Annotated in this window: 14 protein-coding genes; 1 reads left to right on the plus strand and 13 read right to left on the minus strand. The window is 58.8% G+C overall.

Annotation, left to right across the window (positions count from 1 at the left end):
* From ACWGTO_RS30415 to ACWGTO_RS30475, 13 genes are all read right to left on the minus strand, one after another.
* Positions 1-6,474 (minus strand): shikimate kinase (locus ACWGTO_RS30415; RefSeq protein WP_454578454.1); only part of this gene is annotated, 6,474 nt, incomplete at its 3' end.
* Between the two features lie 3,079 nt (positions 6,475-9,553).
* Positions 9,554-10,009, minus strand: a complete 456-nt coding sequence (locus ACWGTO_RS30420) for a hypothetical protein (protein WP_454578455.1) — start codon at positions 10,007-10,009, stop codon at positions 9,554-9,556.
* A 344-nt stretch (positions 10,010-10,353) separates the two neighbouring features.
* Positions 10,354-11,391 (minus strand): EscU/YscU/HrcU family type III secretion system export apparatus switch protein, encoded by a 1,038-nt coding sequence (locus tag ACWGTO_RS30425; RefSeq protein ID WP_454578456.1) that lies wholly within the window; start codon positions 11,389-11,391, stop codon positions 10,354-10,356.
* Positions 11,388-12,206, minus strand: coding sequence for a type III secretion system export apparatus subunit SctT (sctT, locus tag ACWGTO_RS30430; protein WP_454578457.1), 819 nt, complete (start codon positions 12,204-12,206; stop codon positions 11,388-11,390). The genes ACWGTO_RS30425 and sctT overlap by 4 nt, the downstream gene beginning before the upstream one ends.
* Complete coding sequence (locus ACWGTO_RS30435) at positions 12,203-12,490, minus strand: EscS/YscS/HrcS family type III secretion system export apparatus protein (RefSeq protein ID WP_454578465.1); 288 nt, start codon at positions 12,488-12,490, stop codon at positions 12,203-12,205. The genes sctT and ACWGTO_RS30435 overlap by 4 nt, the downstream gene beginning before the upstream one ends.
* 2 nt (positions 12,491-12,492) lie before the next feature.
* Positions 12,493-13,158, minus strand: coding sequence for a type III secretion system export apparatus subunit SctR (gene sctR, locus ACWGTO_RS30440; protein WP_454578458.1), 666 nt, complete (start codon positions 13,156-13,158; stop codon positions 12,493-12,495).
* Positions 13,151-14,212 (minus strand): type III secretion system cytoplasmic ring protein SctQ, encoded by a 1,062-nt coding sequence (sctQ, locus tag ACWGTO_RS30445; RefSeq protein WP_454578466.1) that lies wholly within the window; start codon positions 14,210-14,212, stop codon positions 13,151-13,153. The genes sctR and sctQ overlap by 8 nt, the downstream gene beginning before the upstream one ends.
* A gap of 29 nt (positions 14,213-14,241) precedes the next feature.
* On the minus strand, positions 14,242-14,793 hold the full coding sequence (locus ACWGTO_RS30450; RefSeq protein WP_454578459.1) for a hypothetical protein: 552 nt from the start codon (positions 14,791-14,793) through the stop codon (positions 14,242-14,244).
* Positions 14,769-16,127, minus strand: a complete 1,359-nt coding sequence (gene sctN, locus ACWGTO_RS30455; RefSeq protein ID WP_454578460.1) for a type III secretion system ATPase SctN — start codon at positions 16,125-16,127, stop codon at positions 14,769-14,771. The genes ACWGTO_RS30450 and sctN overlap by 25 nt, the downstream gene beginning before the upstream one ends.
* Positions 16,124-16,747, minus strand: coding sequence for a type III secretion system stator protein SctL (gene sctL, locus ACWGTO_RS30460; RefSeq protein WP_454578461.1), 624 nt, complete (start codon positions 16,745-16,747; stop codon positions 16,124-16,126). The genes sctN and sctL overlap by 4 nt, the downstream gene beginning before the upstream one ends.
* Complete coding sequence (locus ACWGTO_RS30465; RefSeq protein ID WP_454578462.1) at positions 16,744-17,364, minus strand: nodulation protein NolU; 621 nt, start codon at positions 17,362-17,364, stop codon at positions 16,744-16,746. The genes sctL and ACWGTO_RS30465 overlap by 4 nt, the downstream gene beginning before the upstream one ends.
* Positions 17,365-17,390: 26 nt before the next feature.
* Complete coding sequence (gene sctJ, locus ACWGTO_RS30470) at positions 17,391-18,260, minus strand: type III secretion system inner membrane ring lipoprotein SctJ (protein WP_454578463.1); 870 nt, start codon at positions 18,258-18,260, stop codon at positions 17,391-17,393.
* A 9-nt stretch (positions 18,261-18,269) separates the two neighbouring features.
* Positions 18,270-18,746 (minus strand): nodulation protein NolB, encoded by a 477-nt coding sequence (locus ACWGTO_RS30475; protein WP_454578464.1) that lies wholly within the window; start codon positions 18,744-18,746, stop codon positions 18,270-18,272.
* A gap of 181 nt (positions 18,747-18,927) precedes the next feature.
* Between ACWGTO_RS30475 and ACWGTO_RS30480 the strand changes: the two genes are divergently transcribed.
* Positions 18,928-19,620, plus strand: coding sequence for a secretin N-terminal domain-containing protein (locus ACWGTO_RS30480; RefSeq protein WP_454578467.1), 693 nt, complete (start codon positions 18,928-18,930; stop codon positions 19,618-19,620).
* The last annotated feature ends 121 nt before the right edge of the window (positions 19,621-19,741 follow it).

The following is a 19,741-nucleotide window of genomic DNA, read 5'->3' on the forward strand; positions in this document are numbered from 1 at the left end:
CAGCACCGACCCCGCCGGGACCCTGGACGAGGCGACCCTCCCGACCTGAGCATCGGAGGAGCTGGTCGGAAACGCCGGCGCAGAACCGCGCGATGGGGCATCCGACGGGCTGCGGTCTGCATCGGCCGGGCACAGGTACGCGTGCAGCGCCTGCAAACATGGATCTGCGTTCTTTCGATCGTTTTTATGGAGTGGGACAAACCTGACATTCGCTTGTTGATAGAATGGACGGCGCTCGCTCATCAGCTGGGCGACTTTGCGATCCGGATCGGGGCCTTGCATCAGCGGGCGTTTGGCGTCGTTCCTCGTTCGAATTTGGATCACGTCCAGGTCGGTATCAAACCAGATCGAGACCCCTTTGTTGCCAATGAGGTGGCGAGTCTGCTCGTCCAATACCGCGCCGCCGCCGGTCGCGACCACCTTGGGCCCGGTCTCGAGGTATTGAGCGATCTCGCGCGCCTCGAGCCTCCTGAAATAATCTTCGCCGTGATCTTTGAAAATCTGAGATATCGATTTGCCGACTTTCTGCTCGATTTTTTTGTCGGTATCGACGAAGGCCAGCCCCAGCCGACGCGCGAGAGGCGGGCCGATGGTGGATTTGCCAGCGCCCGGCATGCCGACGAGCACGATCGGGCGATCGCCGAGGGCACCCACAATCTCCTTTGCCACCGGGGACTTGGCGATCTCCGGCTGTGTCGATCGTCCGACAGCTCGCAATCCAGGTGCCGGGGCGGTGCTACGGTTGCCATCGCCCCAGTGGGGTATGCTGAGCACGTTGTCGGGTCTGTCAACGGCCTTGCAGCGTTCTTTTACCTTCTGCTCAAGTTTCTCTACCTTCTCCCGGGAATCGGGGCCCTGCAGCCTCTGCAGCTCTTTATAAGCGTCGTGATTGTCAACTTTGGCGCTGTAGCTGGCTGGCGTATGGAATTCCACCAGGAAGCGATAGCCTCCCGCTGTGGCGAGCACAGTGCGGATGCCGAGATAATTCGGACGCTCGAATTTGAACCAGTTGGTCATCTCGATTTCGGTGTAGTCCTGCTCCTCGAAGGCCAGGATGGCTGCCTTGAAGGCACGTGTAAAATCTTTGTCGGGAATTTCGAAGACGTGGCGTACGGCGCTGCTGATCAGCTGTGGCGTGCTGCCGGATGATATGCTCGTGCCGGTGAGATCCTCTCTTATGGAGCGTTCCGATCTCAGCCGGCGCTCCAGGTGAGGCATTTTCACCTGGATCTCCATGTTCCTGAGGCTTGCGGCAATGCTGAGTGCCGCTGCGGTGATTTTCTCTTCTTCTTTCGCAGCGCGGGCAACCTCAATCTGGGCGCGCTCTGATGCCTGCTCGGGAGTCAGCGTGATCGTCTCGTCGCCATCCGCTGCGGGGGGCCGGAAGCGCGAGGGCTCAGGCAAAATGCGCTGCTCCACAGCGAGACTGATCGAGGTTTGCATGACTGAAGCCGTCAGGGTGGGGTTGTCCTCCAGGTCCTTCAAGGCTGCACCAACATCAAACGTTCCATGGTTGAGGGACGCTGCCAGGCCCTTGACGTAAGGCACTGACTTCAGGCCAGGCGTCGTATGCAGCAGCCTCTGAAGGTCCTGGCTCTTCCTCGAAAAGAGCCGAGCGCCAGTGTTGGATTTGTAGGCATCGGTGCCGACCTTGATGCCGAGGCTCAGGAGGTTGTTTGCGCTCTGCACGAGGTCGTCGGGATTGTAACCATCCGGGCGAGGATCGATCCGGGCAGGATAGTTGTCGATCAGAGCCCGGATGCGGTCTCGTGCCTGAGAAGTTGCCGGATAGGCCTCCGCCAGATCCGGCAAAAGCTCTGAGACTGCCGCGCTCAGGGTCGTGCTTTTTGCGTCGTTGGCGTTTTCTGTTTCGGGCTGGCCTTCCACATCAGGCCTCTTTGCCCATGCCTCAAGGTCGGCGGCGAGTAACTCGGCCATTTCGCGAGCAACGGGATGTTCGGCGACCTCGATGTCGTGCCTCGCTCTCGCAAACATGTTTTGGATATCCTGTCCACTCACCTCTTCCAGGCCCAACAACTGACCGATGTCTCGCCGGAGCACGTGGGAAATGCCCTCGTAGGTGCCAAAGATGGCACGCTCGGCAAACCAGCGTCGTGCTTCATGGGATTGAGCCAGGAAGTTTCGCTGTAGACCGCTATAGGTCTCCAGGACATCTTGCGTCGCGGCCAGGATCTGGCTGGCGCGACCAAACTGGTAGTTGTCACCGTCAAGGGCCGGTGTATGCGACTTTGGCGGCTTCAGCGACGGAAGTCCGAGAGCTTGCTCCTTTTCATCGAATTCGCGCACATGCTCATAAAGCTGCGGCCGGTCGCCGATTATGATGACGGTGTCGCCGTCGAAGTCACCATCAAGCTTTTTCTGTTCACCGGTGGGGACGGCAACCAACGAGCCGGGGGCAAACACCTCGGTGGCCTGCAGGATGCCCAGGCAGTCGAGCGGCGTGTCCTTCTTGACGCGGTCCTTCCCTGTCGTCCAGTGCGAATGCGACTTCACATCCTCGGCAGACATAACTAGCCCACGGTCGGCGTAGGCGGCCGGCCACATCTCATCGGGCACGACGATCAGAATGCCTTTGGCAAAGAAAGTCGGATCGTCGGCAGCGAGTTCTTCCCCTGACTTCTGGGCGACATTAAAGCTGTATTGGATAGCCACACACGTGTCCAGGAACGCTGCCGTCGGGTCCCCACGAACAGCTGACCTGACCAGGTCGGCAGCGAATGGGCGCAGGTTGGGCTTGTCGTACGGCGAGCGGCCGATCAGCACGCCGCTCATCCCCGTCAAAGTCTCGCTCTTGAGCGTCGGCACGTGGAGACACTCATCACCGGAAGGTACCGCGACTGCGCCAGGACCGTCGATATGTCCCCCAGTCACGGTTCGAAATAGCTCCTCGGCAGTCAGCCTTTGCTCCGGGCGCTTATCAAGCCAGTTTTTGGCTTTCGCCCGCACCTCATCCGCCACCGCCTTGCTGCGGGGATAATGTTGCAGCGCCGTGGCAGGCAGGGACGTTCTCCTTCCCTCACCAAAAGCAGGCACCCGATCAGGACCTTCCTGCCCGACGGCCCTGCGAACGGCTGTCATACGTTTGGCCAGCGAAGCCTTGATGAAACCGCATCCGTCATGCGGTCGCAATGCAATCGGGCCTTCCGGCCCAACCATCCTGAAGGGATGTTTCTCGCTAACAGGGCGGTCCGGCAGCAGCGTCAGTTTGAAGGCGCCTTCCAGCGCGTAGTCGTGAGGGCCCAGGCCCTTGACAGCCGGCGGCGCGGCAAAGCCCCGGCGCTGCGTATAGTAATATGCCTCTTTGAAAGGTGCCCAGGCGCGCGATAGCTTTTCAAAGGCGGTGCCTGGTGCGGTTTCGGCATAGGGAATCGCCAGCAGCTTCCCGCCGGAAGACTCTGCCTCTACTCGACCTGGAAGGCGGGCGGCGACCTGGGAAAGCGTCTTTTGCGGCGGCTTTAACTTGCTCCCGCCGAACAGATCCATACGGTATGGCACGCCCTCAACGGTCAACGTGCGCGCCAGCAGGAACGGGCTCGGCTTTCCTGGCAGCTGCACCGCGACCATCTTCACTGCCCCCGAGGTCAGGCGATGAAAGATCGAATAGCGCGTCTCGGGCTCCGTTGCCAGTTGCCGGCCCTGCATGTCGACCACCGGCAACCGCATCAGTCCCGCCTCGCCCTGCGGAGGCCTGGGCTCGTGGTCCATGGCCCGCAAAACCTGATGGACGTCGAAGACAGACGCTGGATGTTGCGCCTGGACCGTCGCGGTGTTCTGCGCCATAAACGTGTCCAGCGCATCGGTGGGACTCTCTGCCTCGATCTGGGCAATCAGGTTCCAGCTCATGTTGGAAAGATCGCTCTCGATCAGCTCGCGCGTGGTGTCCAGGATTTCCCTGGTCTTGGCCTCCAGATCGTCGCGCCTCGCCCGCAAATCGGACTTCTTGCCCTCGACATACGGCCGCCGCAGCAACCTCGCCAGGCTCGCACGGGTCTTGAGCACTTGATAAATCGACAGGGCCGGACAGCGGGTTGAGTTCGGCCCTCGACTCCGCTCAGCATCGCTTGCCTTGAGATGGGCCTCGATCTTGTGCTCCACAATCGGTTGGATATCGTTCAGCAAGTTCAGAGCCTGCCGCCGGTGCCAAAGCAGCTGCTTGCGCGGACTGCGAGCCAGCGGCAGCAGAGCGGCGCACAGATTGCCCATGGTTTCGAGATTATTCTCAAGCGCAAACCGAGGGACACTATGCAATTGCGCCAGCCGATTTAATCCAGCGGGTGCGAGCAAACTGAGATCGTCGTGCAATTGAGCCTTGGCCAACGCCTTCAAGATGCTCGTCACGCCCATCGCGTCGGCCGCCTCCAGGCGCTCGCTGGCATAATGAAGATAATGAGCGAGTTTGTGGAGCCGATCTTTCAGCAGAGCGGCCCCTGCAATCTCTCCCTCGTCCTCTCTCCTCATGAACCCCCGCGCCAAACTGTTGGCGATATTGGAAAGCCCGGGCGTCGTAAAATGACGGAATGGGCGACCCGCGGGGCCGAGTCTGCGCGCGATCTCCAAAACCGCCTGGCTGCACGCCTCGTCTTGCGGCCATTTGCCGAACCCGTTGATCAGATTTGCCAGGTCTTGCGGACTAAACCCGGAAAGCCGCTCGGCATCGCGAAGCACCGAGCCGGCGATCACAGCGGTAGCCTGACGCGTTTTCTCATCCTGCGACCACTTGCTGAAGCCGTTCACCAGGCACGCCAGGTGCTGCGATCCAAAATCAGGGAGCCGGTTAGCGCTGCGGATCACCTCATCAGCAATCACAGCAGTGGCCTGACGTGATTTCTCTTGCGGCCACTTGCTGAGGCCGTTCACCAGGTTGGCAAGTGCCTGCGGAGTGAACCCAACGAGCGGCTCGCTGGGGTTCTGGCGACCGACCACCTCCCCAGCGATGGCAACGATGGCTTCGCCGCAACCCTCTTCGTCAAGACACTTGCTCAAACCGTTGGTCAGGTTCGCCAGGTCCTGCCCATTTAGCTCCGACAGCCCGCCGTGGCGGTGAGGGATCTCCTGCGCGATCGCAACGATGCCGTCGCGACAATCCTCTGGACACTTGCTCAAGCCGTTCACCAGGTTCGCCAGATCCTGCCCGTTGAATAACGACAGCCCGCCGGCGCGGCGAGAGACCGCGCCGGCGAGCGCAACGAGAGCCCCTTGGCAGTCCTGAGGCCATTTGCTGAAACCGTTCGCCAGAATGGCAAGCCCTTGCGGCTCAAAGCTGTGGAGTTGCCCGGTGCGCCTAAGTACCTCACCGGCAATCGCAAACGTGGCTTGACGTGACTTTTCCCATTGTGGCCACCTAGTGAAGCCGTTCACCAGGCACGCCAGGTGCTGCGGATCAAACCTAGGCAGCTGGTCGGCGCAGCGAAGCACCTCGCCGGCAACCACGTCGGCGGCCTGACCCAAACTCTCCTCTTGCGGCCATTTGCTGAAGCCGTTCACCAGGTTCGCCAGGTGCTGCGGGTCAAAATCAGATAGCCAGACGTTGCGACGGCTGGCGCGTTGACAGACCTCACCGGCGATTGCAACGGCAGCGCGTGAGCACGCCGGCGCCAATTTGCTGAAGCCGTTCACCAGGTTTGCCAGGTGTTGCGGATCGAAACCAGAAAGCTCGACCTTGGAGCGGCCGGCGCGGTCATAGACTTCAGCGGCGATCGCAATCGTAGCGTCGCGGCAGTCCTCTGGCCACTTGCTGAACCCGTTCACCAGGTTCGCCAACGCCTGCGAATCAAAATCAGGCAGCTGGTCGGCCCACCCAGGGATCCGACGCGCGATCGCAAAGATGCCTCTGCGGCAGTCCTCCGGCCACTTGCTGAACCCGTTCACCAAGTTCTGCAATGCCTGCGGATGAAGCCCAGACAGGTCGGCATTTTCATGGAGGAGGCTCGAGACCTCATTGGCTATAACAACGGCAGCGCGTGAGCACTCCGGCGCCTGCAATTTGCTGAAGCCGTTCACCAGGGTTGCCAGATTCTGCGGATTGAAACTAGAAAGCCCGACCTTGGGGCGGCCGGCGCGGTGACAGACTTCAACGGCGATCGCAATCGTAGCGTCTCGGCAGTCCTCTGGCCACTTGCTGAACCCGTTCACCAGGTTCGCCAACGCCTGCGGATCAAAATCATAGAGTTCGGCCAGGCGCCAGCCAATCTCGTCGGCAACTGCTACTACGGCCTGATGAGAGTTCTCCTGTCCCGGCAACTTGCTTAAGCCGTTCACTAGCAGGCCCAGACCTTGGGCATTGAGCTCTGAAAGCGCTTCGCGTTGCTTAAGAAAAACGTTGGCGATTTGGATCATTCCGTTGCGACATTCCTCCACTCGACGATGTCGACTGAACGCCAATACCAACAGCGAAAGCGTTTTGCTTTCGACATTATTCAGCGCCTTGCCGAGCCTCGATACCTGAGCTGCCATGGCCCTGCAAGCTTCCATGCCTGCCTGACCTCCAGGCTCCCGGCTCATCGCGTTGCATGAGGTGGCGTACCCCCAGGTATTATGGGCGCGGACATCTTGGGCCCACCTCGGAACAAATTGATGGGTGAACTGGGAAGCGGCCTTTTGTAGGAATGTTTCGTGATCCAGCTGGTCTTGCAGCCTCTTGTCGTGATCCACCACAGCGCACGAGAATTCAGTTATGCCGTGAGCGAAAGAAATGTCATGTAAAGCGTCATTAAGGGATACGTCGCTGAAGCTCTGTACAGCCACCTGATCGAAACGCCGCCTGCCCGGTCCTGCACTCGGTCTGGACTCGCCTTGCTCATGAGGTCGCAGCATGTCCGGTTGTGAGCTGCTCGGTTCTTGATCGGCGAGCCAGGACCTCTCATCAAAACGCAAAGAGCTTTCTTCTCTAGCTATCGCTTCGCCCTGCCGACCTTGGCCATGGCGCGGCCCACTGGCCGCACGTCGCGAAGGCGTGAGGCCTCGGGGGAGACCTTTGGAGGGACCGCCAGGTGCGCCGCCTAGGGCTTCGTCGGCACCTGGCCAAATGCGAGCGGAGGACATCTGTCTATCTTCAGGCCCAAAGTGCATCCGCCACACACCGGACTCGATCGGTTGGCCGCCATTCCAAGCGGAATGACTCGATTGTGGGAGCGAACTGCTCGATCCAGCATCCTCAATTCCGACAGGTTGTTCACAAGATGGGAGCGCGTCTGATTGCGATAGACTGGCTCTCTGGTCAGCGGGCCGGAGCCCAGCCTCGGAACTAACAGAGCTTTCTTCTCGAGCTGGCGTTCCACCAGCCGACATCGAGGGAAGACCGCGCCGGCCCCCAATCTCTGCACGCACAGCGGCTCCTCGTGTGGCAGCGTCCGGCGTTTGATGTGGACCAACGGAGGGAGCGGGAGGCCTGTTGCCTAGGGAGAGAACCTTGGCAGCTGTCGAGGGGTCGCCGTCGTCCGCAGCGACTTGCGGCGCCGCCCCCCCAGCCGCCGAACTACCAGCGCCAGCCGCAGGCTTGCGCTTGCCTTTCCCTTTCTTTCGCGTTGCGGCCGCTGCGGTCGTTTCGGGGACAGCCTTTCCAGTAGCGTCGGTCGCAATCGCAGCGTCTGCCGGCCGTTCGCTAATGGGTGGCATCTTCGGCTGCAGTTCCAAGAGGCGCGACACCTCTTCGGTAGTGGTCCGCGCGCCTTCCGCTATCTGGCCGAACAACTCCAATGGGAGGTCGGCAACTGTTCGGTCCTCGCTTAGCCCGGCACGGAAGTCGGACAACGCCGACGAGAAGTCCAAGAGCCTCTCCATGACTCCTTCCAGAACGGAACGGTCCCCCGGGGCAAGGGGGCGCCCTGCTTTGGCATGAAGAGCATCGCGCGTCTGGTGCAGTGCCGGCCAAACTTCGGTCCTGAGGGCTTGTAGCATACGCAACCGCCCATTCTCACCGATAAGCATTTCTCTCACGGCTGGCTCGAAACTGCTCGCCCGCGGCTCAATCATCAACAGCGCCAGATCGATCCGCGATTGCAGAACCATGAACTTCGAAAGCAGAACCGAGCCAGTCTGCAGGCGCAAATCGTCCTCTTCGGCTTGCTGAATCTCGACCTTTGTATTTGGTAGGTTCGCAGTGACGGCACAGCCTAATTGGAGGCGTTCCCCGCGCCATGTCTTCTGTTCCCAAAATTCAACGCAGGCCACATAGTGCCTTGCTACACTGGACACCGCTTGGCTCAGCCGGGCGGGGTCGGGGTTGGATCGGAGGATTAGGTCGAGCACGCCGCGGGCCTTTTTACGCGTCTCTAGCAATACCATGCCATCTGCGGCCAGTTCCATGCACTCGGATGCCGCATCATGCACCAGGTCGCGGGTTCGACGAGCCTGATCATTGGACAGAATGCCAGGCGCCCCTGGGGCCAGACTCGCGTGGTATTCCAGGACTGCTGAGCCCGCATCGAGGATCCGATCGAGGGCTTCTTGCTTCACTCGCGGGGTGGTGCTTCGCGTGGCCACTAGGAAAGCATCAAGGCGGTGAGATTCAAATTCGTCGAGCAGGCCTTTCATACGTTGATCTGCTGTCTTGCTTTGTCCGTCTGTCAGATAAAGCACTGCCGCTCCCGAAGTTGGGGGCTGGTCAGCGACCGGGGCCGTGGCTTCATCGTCCGGGACGGCGGGAAGACGAAGCCGCCGCGTGGTGCCTGCTCGTTTCGACGCGGCTGCTCGTACAACGGCGTCCAGCACTCGCCGAGCGCCCACAAAAGGGCCGGACGACCTCTCGCCGTGGGCCTCGTCCTCACAGGTCCCCGAGCGTGTGCGGGAAGTCCTTGTGTCCTGAGGCCCAGAGTGCATACCCTCCAGCACCGAAACGAACGATTGGCTACCCGCTAAGGCAGAGCTTGATTGCGAGCGCGATCTGTTCGATCCCGGCCTGCCGCCGGCGCCAGCATTCACAATGCGCGAGTTTCCAGGTCGGCCAAATTCCGTCATATCCCATCTCCGATATAGCAAAAAATGCGGTGCACATCGTGTTTCGCGCTGATTTCGCTCAGTCGGCGGGACTTTGGCTGCCAAAGTGGCACACGGCAATCTCATCGCCAAACTCCCCACGATCCCACCTGAGCGGCCTTGGGCCACACGACGCCACATGAACTTTGTTCTGCCGGCGGCGCGGGTTGAATACTTCCATCATTAAACCGATGGCCTCACTCTACCCGACCACGATGACCACAACTGGCCCGCGGACGTCGAAGGGAGCGCGACGTGCAATCTGCAGGACTTTCCGGCGAATGCGCTGAAGAACATACGACTAGTCAGACGCCCCGATGCGTTTATCGACATTGGTTGTGACAAGGCCGCAGTTCGCCGCGATGGAAACCTCACATCGTCAGAAGCGGCCCGCCATCGCGACTATCTCCACGAGTGTCCGATCACATAAAGTTATCCTCATACGAGTCTGACTTTGGTCCAAGCTCTCGCGCTCCTTAGTTTTGCAGAGATACCTGCGGGGGTTGGCCCGCTGCCCACTTTTCGGGATGCTGAGTTTGGGTCAAGGACCATGTCGCCATCATCCACTGCAACAAACCACATCATTGTTGCGCGGACTTGTGCTTCTGGATTCGCCGCACGCCAATTCTGCAACGGTCGATCGAAGTTGATGGTCCCACAGAATATCGCCTGCATTCTCGACGTGCGGATGAGTGACCTGAAGACCCACTATGGAGGCGATCTCAGCTCGACCCGGAATTTGTTCCCGCCACGTTTCGGATTCGAAGTCAGTCATGCTGAATCCGGCTTCTGCTCTCACCAGTCCGACGCCCTTGTTTCCTAATTGGCAGCTGAAATATTGCGCATGCTCCGAATCTCGACGCACGCCGTATTGACTAGCAACGTCCGCAGTACGTCTGGCTCGTGCGGATAGGAATCGAATACTCTTGCGGATTGTCGGCGATGCGCGTGATTGCATCGCCATGAAATTGCCTCGCGCTCCTCCTGAACGCTGACCTCTGTCGATCTGCACCACAGCAGGCCCCTCTTGGGGGAAAGCTTGGGTCGCCGCCGCCGATAAGGGACCCCTGGGAATTCAATCCGGCTACGTGCGTTCGGACAAACGCGTTCGCGAACCCTTGGCCTCCTGCCGTTTGCCCGCTCCCATTACGCGTGTAGTGGATATCGGGCGAGCCGCCGGTTCGACCATACATGACGATTCGCTCCTATGTTGGCGGCAGGCTTAGACTATTTGGCTGACGAATAGCTGATGGAGGCGTTGTCACGGATGTACAAACGACATCCGAACTGCGTTGAGTGTACAACCCATGAATGAAATAAGGCTGCGGCGTATGGAGCCGGCCAAGGCCGTGGTCACATCTATACTAAGCCTGCCGCATAGAGCGCTTTCGCGACGGGTGCGAAATATTGCGAAGGAACGGCCTCGCCCAGCTTCGTTACGCTGATGAGCTGATGCGCAAGCACATCATCACGGAGGATGTGGACACGTAGGGCCCGTGCTTCAGTTAACATGTTTGAAGCCGCCTCGCCCTCGGCGCGGCAAACCAGGATCGGTATCCCGATCTCGCCCCGAATGTAACGCAGGCCGACGAGTACGGTCTTCCCTCTCACGAGCAATGTCGCCCGGTGCACCCCAAGCGGAGGCTCGTGGGCAGACTCCTCGCGTAGGCGACGTCGTTCGTTCTTCAACTCCGGCGTACCTTCCTGATCCTTGAACTCGCGCGTCACTTCGGTCCTGGTCATACGCATTTCGCGCAGAAACAACGCACGCTGCACCAAGAGATCGATTAGTCCGCCGAGCAGAAGTGCGGCGGCGCCGATTTCGCTCAGCAACTTCGCTTGCTCAAAGACGACGCCGATACAGCCCATGCCGCAGATCGGAAGATAGACCATCGTCTTCCACGTGCCGAGAAGGAAGAGGAGAAAGGTTGCGCTCAGGACCATTACTTTGAACAACGTCTTGCCAACCTCGACTGCAGAACGGGCAGACGTCATGCGTTTCAACCCTTGAAACGGATTAATTTTCTCGAAGTTGAGCTTCATCGACTCCAGCGAGAAGACAACTCCACCGTTGGCTATTAATCCAGCCAAAATCACCGCGGCGATGAGCGTTCCAAGCAGTGGACCAACAGTTTTCAGTGTGAGTTCGGTCAGCAGGACCAGTGCCTGCCGGACCGCTATATTGAAGGGCAGACCCTGCAGATTGTCTGCCAATAGTAGCGCTTCGTGGCATTTGTCTTGGATCACGCTGCCTCTTAGCCAGATGTAGCCGAGCCCAGCGCATGTGGCAACTGCGCGGACGAAATCGGAACTGTGCGCAATCTGCCCTTTTCTGCGCGCTTCGCTTAGCTTCTGCGGGCTGGCGGCGTGTGTCCTCTCTTCACTCGTCTCGCTCATTTCAGCAGCTTGGCCAGCCACTCAAGGGCGCCATTTGCTGGTTTGGTCTCCAGCCTCATCCCCTCGACCAGATAGGCAGTGTAGCCAATCATAATAATCGGGAAGCCGATATTCTTGATCATTGGAGACAGTTGGCTCGACTTGAATTGCGGCGCAAAGCGCCGCAGTATCATCATTGACATGTCAACCAGCATCAGGAAGGACACTACAGGCCCGGAGACCAACAAGGTCATGAGCATGATGTGGTCGAGGAGTCCCAACAGCTCCATTGCTCCTTGTGCGGTCAATGTGGGGAGAAACCGATACACGGGCCAGATCTGGAAGCTGCCATAAAGGGCGCTGACCACAGCCTCCAAGCCTCCCGAAGCGACGAAGATTGTTATTGCCGTGATCCCAAGAAAAATCCCCATAGCGGAAGCCTGACTGTTGGTCGCGGGGTCGGACGAAGCGGACGGGCTGGTGATACCGCGTTGGTTGTCGATAAACTCACCGGCCGCCTGAAGGCTCCATAATGGGATGCCCAGAAAAGTGCCGAGTAGCAAGCCGACAAAAACCTCCTTCAATCCGAACAGAGTTGCCTGGATCAGACGTGTCTCGGGATCCAGCGCCTGCAACCCGTCACTAACGAGTGACAAGCATGGGAGTCCGAAGGCGACAGCAAGGGAGCCGCGGATCAGCCCGCCGATCTGAGCCCTTGTAAACACAGGAAGCACTACCATAATCCCTATGGCTCGGGCCGCGCCAAGGCCGGCTGCGGCGAGGAGTTCGATAGCCGCATGGATCAGGTTCTGAATCTCCGCCGCCGACGCATTCATGGGGGAGACTGGTAGCTGGGAGTCATTGCGGGAAACTCCGTGAAGATCTGCTCGGCCAGCCCTATGAGCGGGGCGCTCAGCACAGGGGCAAACAGGCCAATCACCGCCACAACAACCAGAAGCTTAACGGTGAGCGGCAAGCTTTCATCTTGGATTTGCGTTGCCGCCTGGATGATCCCAATGACGAGCCCAACAATCACCGATCCAATGAGCGGTGGCAGAACCCAGATCATGAAAACCATCAACGACTGGCTCATAAGAGTGACGATGCTGGCTTCAGTAATAATCAACCTCCCGGTGTGGCGTAACTCAACACAAGTCCATGCATCAATCTCGACCAGCCATCAATAGCGATAAACAGAAAGAGCTTGAAAGGCACAGATATCACTGTAGGAGATACCATCGACATGCCCATCGCCATCAAGATTGTTGTCACAATAAGATCGATGACGATAAACGGAAGATAGAGAAGAAACCCTATTTCAAATGCGCGCTTGAGTTCTGAAATTAGAAACGATGGCACGAGAATGGCGAAATCATCAGGTGTTGTTCTGGAGCGCATTTCCTCTGGCCAGAGTTTTTCTGTCGACGATAAGAAAAAACGGCGCTGCTCCTCATTTGTAAATTTCTTGAGATAATTTTGTACTGGCTCGCGCCCCTCTTTGGCGGCGCTTACCCAGTCGTCCAACGTTTGGTAGCGGAGCTTCGGGTCGCTCATCCGATCGTAGGTCTGTTCAATAACAGGTGCGCTAATGAAAATGGTGAGGATGAGCGCAGCGGCGTACAGCACTATGTTCGGTGGTATCGTCTGGGTCCCAAGCGCATTGCGGACGAGGAACAGAACAACCGACACCTTTATAAACGCCGTGGTTGTGACGACTGCTAAAACCAGCAGGCCGAGTCCTGCTGTAACCGCAAGAAGTGACAGAAATGGCGGCTGAATCTCACTCACTGCATGCCAACCTGCTACGGAGTCTGATTCCCAGCTCTTCTCCGATCCGCACGATGTCGCCACGCCCGATACGCCGACCGTTGGCCAGAATGTCTACCGGACCATCAATCGAACGGCCAAGTTCGAAAACATGCCCTTCGCCCGCGCTCCTTAAATCCCCTAGAGACATAGGCCAGCGGCCGCATTCAAAGACAAGCTCGATTTCGACATCGTCGAGATCGGCTTCCGATTGTTCTTGCTGGGATTCAGGCTGTGTCGTCATATGCACATTCTCCAAGGGGCTTGATCGCGGGCGGAAGGGCCCCCGCAGGATGAGGTCGTCGCCTTCAATATCTGCCCCGGCCCATAACCGACCCATGGACAGCATGATCTGGCCGCGACCAAACGGGGATATGTCTGGCAACAGAGCATCACCGACACATGCTTTGCGAAGAAGCGCTGCCGGAACGCAAAGCGTGCCGATTACTCCTGCAACTATGGCCGGCAGCTCCGGGGAGAGCTCACGCGGCTGTCGCGGCAACTGGCTAAGCAGGGCGCCTAACGCGCGGAAGACAGACGGCACTAACCCATCAAGAGGAGAGAACAGGAGCAGACAGCCCCTGCCACTGACTGAGCCGAAGACGATATCAAGTTCTAGACAAGGAGCCAGTGTCACGGCTTCGCGCACGTCCACAAGCTGCACGTTCAACTGCATCTGATCCTCCAGTCGAGCCACAAGCGGCTCGAGTGCAAGTTCGAGAATGAGCGAAGCAGTTGGCTCGGAAGGTAAAGCAAGGCCGCTCTGCACTGACGAGAAGAGCGCCTCTACAAGCCGTCGTGACAGTGACAAGACGATCGTTTCAGTTCCCACGCGCCAAACACAGTCAAGCATCGGAATGACGGAAGGTTTCTGCTGCCAAACAAGCCCTTGTATCCGCACCGATAGCGGCTCGTCGCTGATCCGGCTCTGAAACGGCCGACGGGAAGAGGCTATATCATTGAGCCACGAGACGACCTCGTGCGAAAGTGTTAGCACCGGTTCGAAGATAGCGGGTCTGACCGAAGCGTTCACCAAAGCGGCTCCAAGCTGCACGATCGCATCATTCAGGGAACCTTGGGCTTATCGGATCCGGTCGCGCGACAACAGGGTGAGCAAAACCTTCCAGACCGAAGCGATATCTCATCGTCGGCCTCTATCTCGCCTGCGGCCTCCGCATGACTATCGACGGCGCGTCGGACGTCGTCCTCAATTTGTTTCCATTTATGCCTTGCGGTCGAACGTTTGGCCCACACGTCCCTCATCTCACACGCCGCTGCCTCGGCCTTTTCTTGCGCAATATGCGCATCATCGAGCATCTGACATCTGGAAGTGACCTCAGCCGAAAGCCGTTCCATGCGAAGGTGGTGATGGTCGAGGGCGGCGCTGGACAAGGTGTCCAGCGACATCAGCTCTTGGTAGAGCCCCGCTTCGGCTCGCGCGCACTGTTGCCGTGCGATTGCAAGTCCTTGGGAGGCATTCTGAACGGCTAAGGTGGCCAAATGGCGTTGGGCCTCCTTCTTGGAAAGCTCACTAAGGGCACGACGCTCTTGCATATCCTTCAGAAGCCGTAACCTCGAAACGTGAACGCGATTCACGCGGTCAGACGCGACATCCATGCAACCGTTTCCTCAAAATCCGATGCCTCGCCTTCGCTCTGGCGCAAAAATTCCCTCAGGTCGCCAATCGAGGCGACAGCCCGGTCAGTCAGCGGATCGCCGCCTTGCTTGTATTCGCCGACGTTGATCAAGAACTCGGACTCGGCATAGCGCGAGAGCAGATCACGGAAGAAGGATGCTGCCTTGCGATGTGTCCCGGAAACGACCGCTTCCATTACGCGGCTGCGACTCTGAAGCACATCGATAGCGGGGAAATGCGATCGCGCCGCGATCGCGCGTGAGAGGACGACATGGCCGTCAAGAATGCCGCGCGATTCCTCAGCGATTGGATCGCCTGTGCCATCACCTTCGACAAGCACGGTATAAAACGCCGTGATTGAGCCGTGCTCACCCATGCCGGCACGCTCTAGCAGGCCTGGCAGCATGGCAAAGACGGAAGGAGGAAAACCCCGCCGGGTCGGTGGCTCACCCGCAGCAAGGCCTATCTCGCGCATGGCACGGCAGAAGCGCGTCAGGGAGTCCAACATGAGCGCTACGCGTAGCCCTTGTTCGCGAAAGTATTCCGCCAGCGCGGTTGCCATAGGAGCACATTGCGCCCGCTCCACGGCCGAACGGTCGGAGGTTTCAACGACAACGACCGTACGGCGGAGGCCTTCCTCGCCAAGATGCCGCTCGATGAACTCACGAACTTCACGTCCACGCTCGCCTATGAGCGCGACTATGAACACGTCGGCGACGGCACCTTTTACGATCTGCGACAATAACGTCGATTTGCCACAACCAGGCTCGCCATAAATCCCGATCCGCTGACCCTCACCGCATGTGAGCAGACCATCAAGGGCACGAACCCCGAGCGGGAATGGCTGCTCAACGATGCGTCTTTTCATTGGATTGGGCGCCTTGCCGTGCAGCGGACGAGTTTCGCCAGTCTTGACTTCGCCTTTGCCGTCGAGCGGGCGGCAACGGCTGTCAATCACACGGCCAAGCAAATCGGGGCCGACTGACACTTCACGCATTCGTCCGGTGGACACGACCTCTGCGCGGCTGGACAGGCCCACCAAGTCACCGATCGGCGTGAGCAACACCCCATTATCCAACAAGCCGATCACCTCGGCTTCGAGCAACAGGCCAGTTCGCGTATCCTGCAACAGACAAAGTTCCCCAATCCGAGCATCTGGCAAGACGGCATGGACAAGTGTGCCGACGGCGCGCGTGATTCGGCCCCGCACGACACGCGTGTCGATTCGCTTTGCTGTAGACCTCAACGACGAGATCGCCGGATCGGGAGCCCGGCTACCACCCAGATTGGTATGCTGTGGTACGGGTGTGATCACAGTTCGCCTTCTTCAGGATGGGACCGAAAGCCGAGGCGTAGCGCGCGCATCTGTGCATCAAGTCCAAGGTCGACATTGCCATACTCGCTCCAAAGCACGCACTGGTGCGGAGACAACGTCGGATCCGGATCGACCCGAACCCTCGGCCGCCCCTCCCGTCCGTCGCATCCAGCAAACGCGCGCGCGAGCATGTCGACTTGCGTTGGATGCACATGAAGGCAAACTTCCGCGCCGTTATATTTGCGTTCAATTGCGTGACGCACAGCCTTCAGCAACAGCTCGCCCGGATCGAAGGCGCCTAGCAGATCGCTTAGAATCTCTATCACCAGCTGTGGCAATTCCTGCTCCAGAACCGCCTTTCGTCGCCCCACTTCGGAAACTGCCCGCGCAATCAGCCGCGCCATTTCCTCGGCGCCTGCGTTCAAGCCCTCGGTATGGCCGCGCGCCCGCTCACGCTGATAAGCGGAGCGTGCCCAGCTGCGAACCCGCTGCTGATGCCGTTCTGCTGCGTCACGCGCCTTCGCGGCGCAGTGCCAGAGCTCGAGCTCACTCGCCGGTATCAGTGGTCCCAATGGGAGCATCTGCGGCGCGACGGGAGCTTCGGAAACATCTGCTGTCATATCGCCAGGTTCTCCGTCTCAAGATGGGCTAGGACAAGCCAGAGCAGCTGGCCCGAGGCCTTACTGTGTTCGGGCGCGGGATTCTCGGCGGCGGTCCCCACAGGCAACCGTAGAAGCACGCGGGTACGCTCAAGCGCTGTACTGTCGTTGAGCCAAGCACCAAGGCAGGCATGTCCATCGTGGTCGATTTGCTGCGCTAGTTTTTCCGGATCAGCGATCGAACTGTTTGCGATCGCTTGCGCCAGATGTCGGATGCCGAACGCATGGGCGTCAGCGCCAATATGATCAACAAGCGAAGTGAGGTGAGACTTTGAAACAAGCTTCAGCAGCGAACGGGCATGCCAGACACTACCGGCAAGGAGAGCAACGCGACGCGGGTCACGTCCGCCCAGAAGATCCGGCTCCCAGCCGCTTCCGTTCGAATGCATTTCATTGTCAAGCAGCAGTTCTGCCAGTCTTGGCTGCAGCCTGGGACGCTTCTGCAACCGCACCAACGTCGTAACAGACAATGCAGGATCAAGACATGTGGCAAGACGGGTCGGATGGGCCAAAGCGGCAAGATCACTCAGGCACGCGGAACGCAATCGGAAGAACTGATCGCGTCCGGTAGTCGGCATTGGCATTGGCATTGGCATTGGCAATATTAGCTACGCAATAGCGCCGATGAACTTTTTGCGAATGGGCGCGACATCGGAAACACCGAGCGGCCCTCGAGTTTGGAAAGTGCGCCCGATGATTGTCTGCGCCGTGTCCTTAAAATACTGGCTAAGAAATAGCAGGCCGCTGCGAATACAGCGGCCGCAACACCCATCACGATTGCCAGAAGTGGCGCCGGAACGGACCCAGATGCTTGGGCCGAAACGGTCGCCGGAACGGATCGTTGCTCATGTGCGGACGGTTCCACCGGTACCAAAACCACTTCGACTTTATCGTAGGACAGGCCTTCGATGCTGTCGGCGACGAGCATCTTTATCTTCGGCAGCAGAACTGAGAGATTTGCTTTAGCGTCATGCCGGATAAAAACTGCCGCGGAGGATGGCGTACCGCCTGATCGCAACAGGTCGTTATTCGGCAGGACGACATGGACACGTACTGAGAAGACGCCATCAATATCGTTGATGGTCCGCGACAACTCTTCGCTCAGAGCATACACGTAACGAGCACGCTCCTCGGTCGGTGAGGCAATCAGGCCTGATCCACTGAAAATTTCGCCGAGGTTCTTGAAAGACTGGCGAGGCAGCCCCTTGGCATTCAGGAGGTCGATTGACAACGCAAGCAGCTTTTCGTCGACCTGGAGGGTGCTGGTCCCATCTTTGGCGGCAACTCGGACCGCATCAACTCCGCTGTTCATCAGAACCGCGAGCATCTCATTCGCCTCACGCTCCTGCAATTGCGTGTACAGGTCCACCTTGCAACCACTCAGAGCGAACAGAAGCGGCAGCACGACGAGATGCAGCGATCGCCGACCGAAGGGGCGGGTATGCATGATTTTGTCATGAGCCAAGCCAATCATGCGCGGCGTTCATCCTTGTTTTATTAACGTATTCACAGACGAGGTGAAGCCGCTGACACCTTTGGAAACTAGAGAAACTTGCGTGACGCCGTCGTAGAGATCCCGTAGACCAGCAATCATCGAGCCGAAATCAAGTCCTGTCTGCGCTCCCGCTGCCCCACCTTCGACAGGGAGCTTCTGCGCCTGTCCAGGTAGAGCGCCCTTCTCAAGGCCTGCCTCATGGTCCCGCGCGGCAGAAGTAATGGAAGAAATCATCTGGAACACGCGGTCGCCCCGGGGGCTTGCCTGCGCAGTCGTGCGCTGAACATCCAAATGCGGAGGAACCGGCATCATCCTTGCCGGCCCCGACGCGGTGTTGTTCTTCGTAGAGGCGGCCGCCTGCGCAAGTGCGCGCTCGAACTGGGCCCGCTCGCCCAATGACGGTGAAGCGACCGTAGGAAGCAAGCCGGTCGGACTGGCAGAGATCAACGTGACAGGCACCATCATGCAAAGACTCGATTGGTTTCTCTTTTGCGTCGAATGAGTCCAGCCGGTTATCACCCGCTGTTGGGTCAATCTTAGAGAGGCGAGATGACGACAAGCTGACGAGGGCGCGTTAATCATCTAAAGAGTCGCCTTGGTGACTTTGTGCTTGTGATAGTTTCAGCATTTGGTTTATCAGGACATGATGCCAAGAGCGCTGATCCTGCCCATTCTGCACAACCTGAAGAGACTTCTCTGTGTCGGGTTTTTTTTCTCCACTGGAATCCACTCAACTCTCGCCGTCCCGCTGTCGCTTCCCTCGGCACCTTATAGGTATACGGTTCTGGATCAGGATCTCTCTGCCGCGTTGCTGGAATTCGGAAACAACCTGAAAATCAGTGTCAATATAAGCGCCGAGGTGAAAGGGCGGATTCGCGGGCGTATGCCGGATTTGCCGCCGCGCGAGTTCCTCGACCGCTTAGCCGAGCTATACGATCTCCAGTGGTACTTTGATGGGCTTGTGCTCTATGTGTCTGCTGCGAAGGAAGCACAGAGCCGGATGCTTGCGTTGGCCCCGATTCGCTTCGATGCGTTTAAGGCAGCTCTCGATGAGCTTGACATCTCCGATGACCGCTATGTCGTAAGGCCCGCGCCGGGGAATGGCCTCGTCTTGGTTTCCGGTCCACCTCGCTTCACCGCGCTCGTGGAGCAGACGTTCAACGGCCTCATGGCGGAGGCGCAGGCGCAGCCTCACGCGGCGGCGCCGACGAAGCAATCCGTGCTGATATTGTTTCGGGGTTCCTCCACCATGGTCGTGCGCGATGGACGACCGGAAGCCTCTTATGTTTCCGACGTGCCGGCACAGGATGGCGGAAAGCCTGAGCCGAGTCAGAAATGACTGGGTACCCCGCCAGCGTCTGGAAAAGTATTACCGGCGGCCGCCTCCTGGACAGTTCGTAATACCTAGCGTTTGGAACCGGTTTTTGATTCACTCGACGCGTGATTTGCGCGGAGGCAGT

This window comes from Mesorhizobium sp. PL10 (assembly GCF_053714315.1).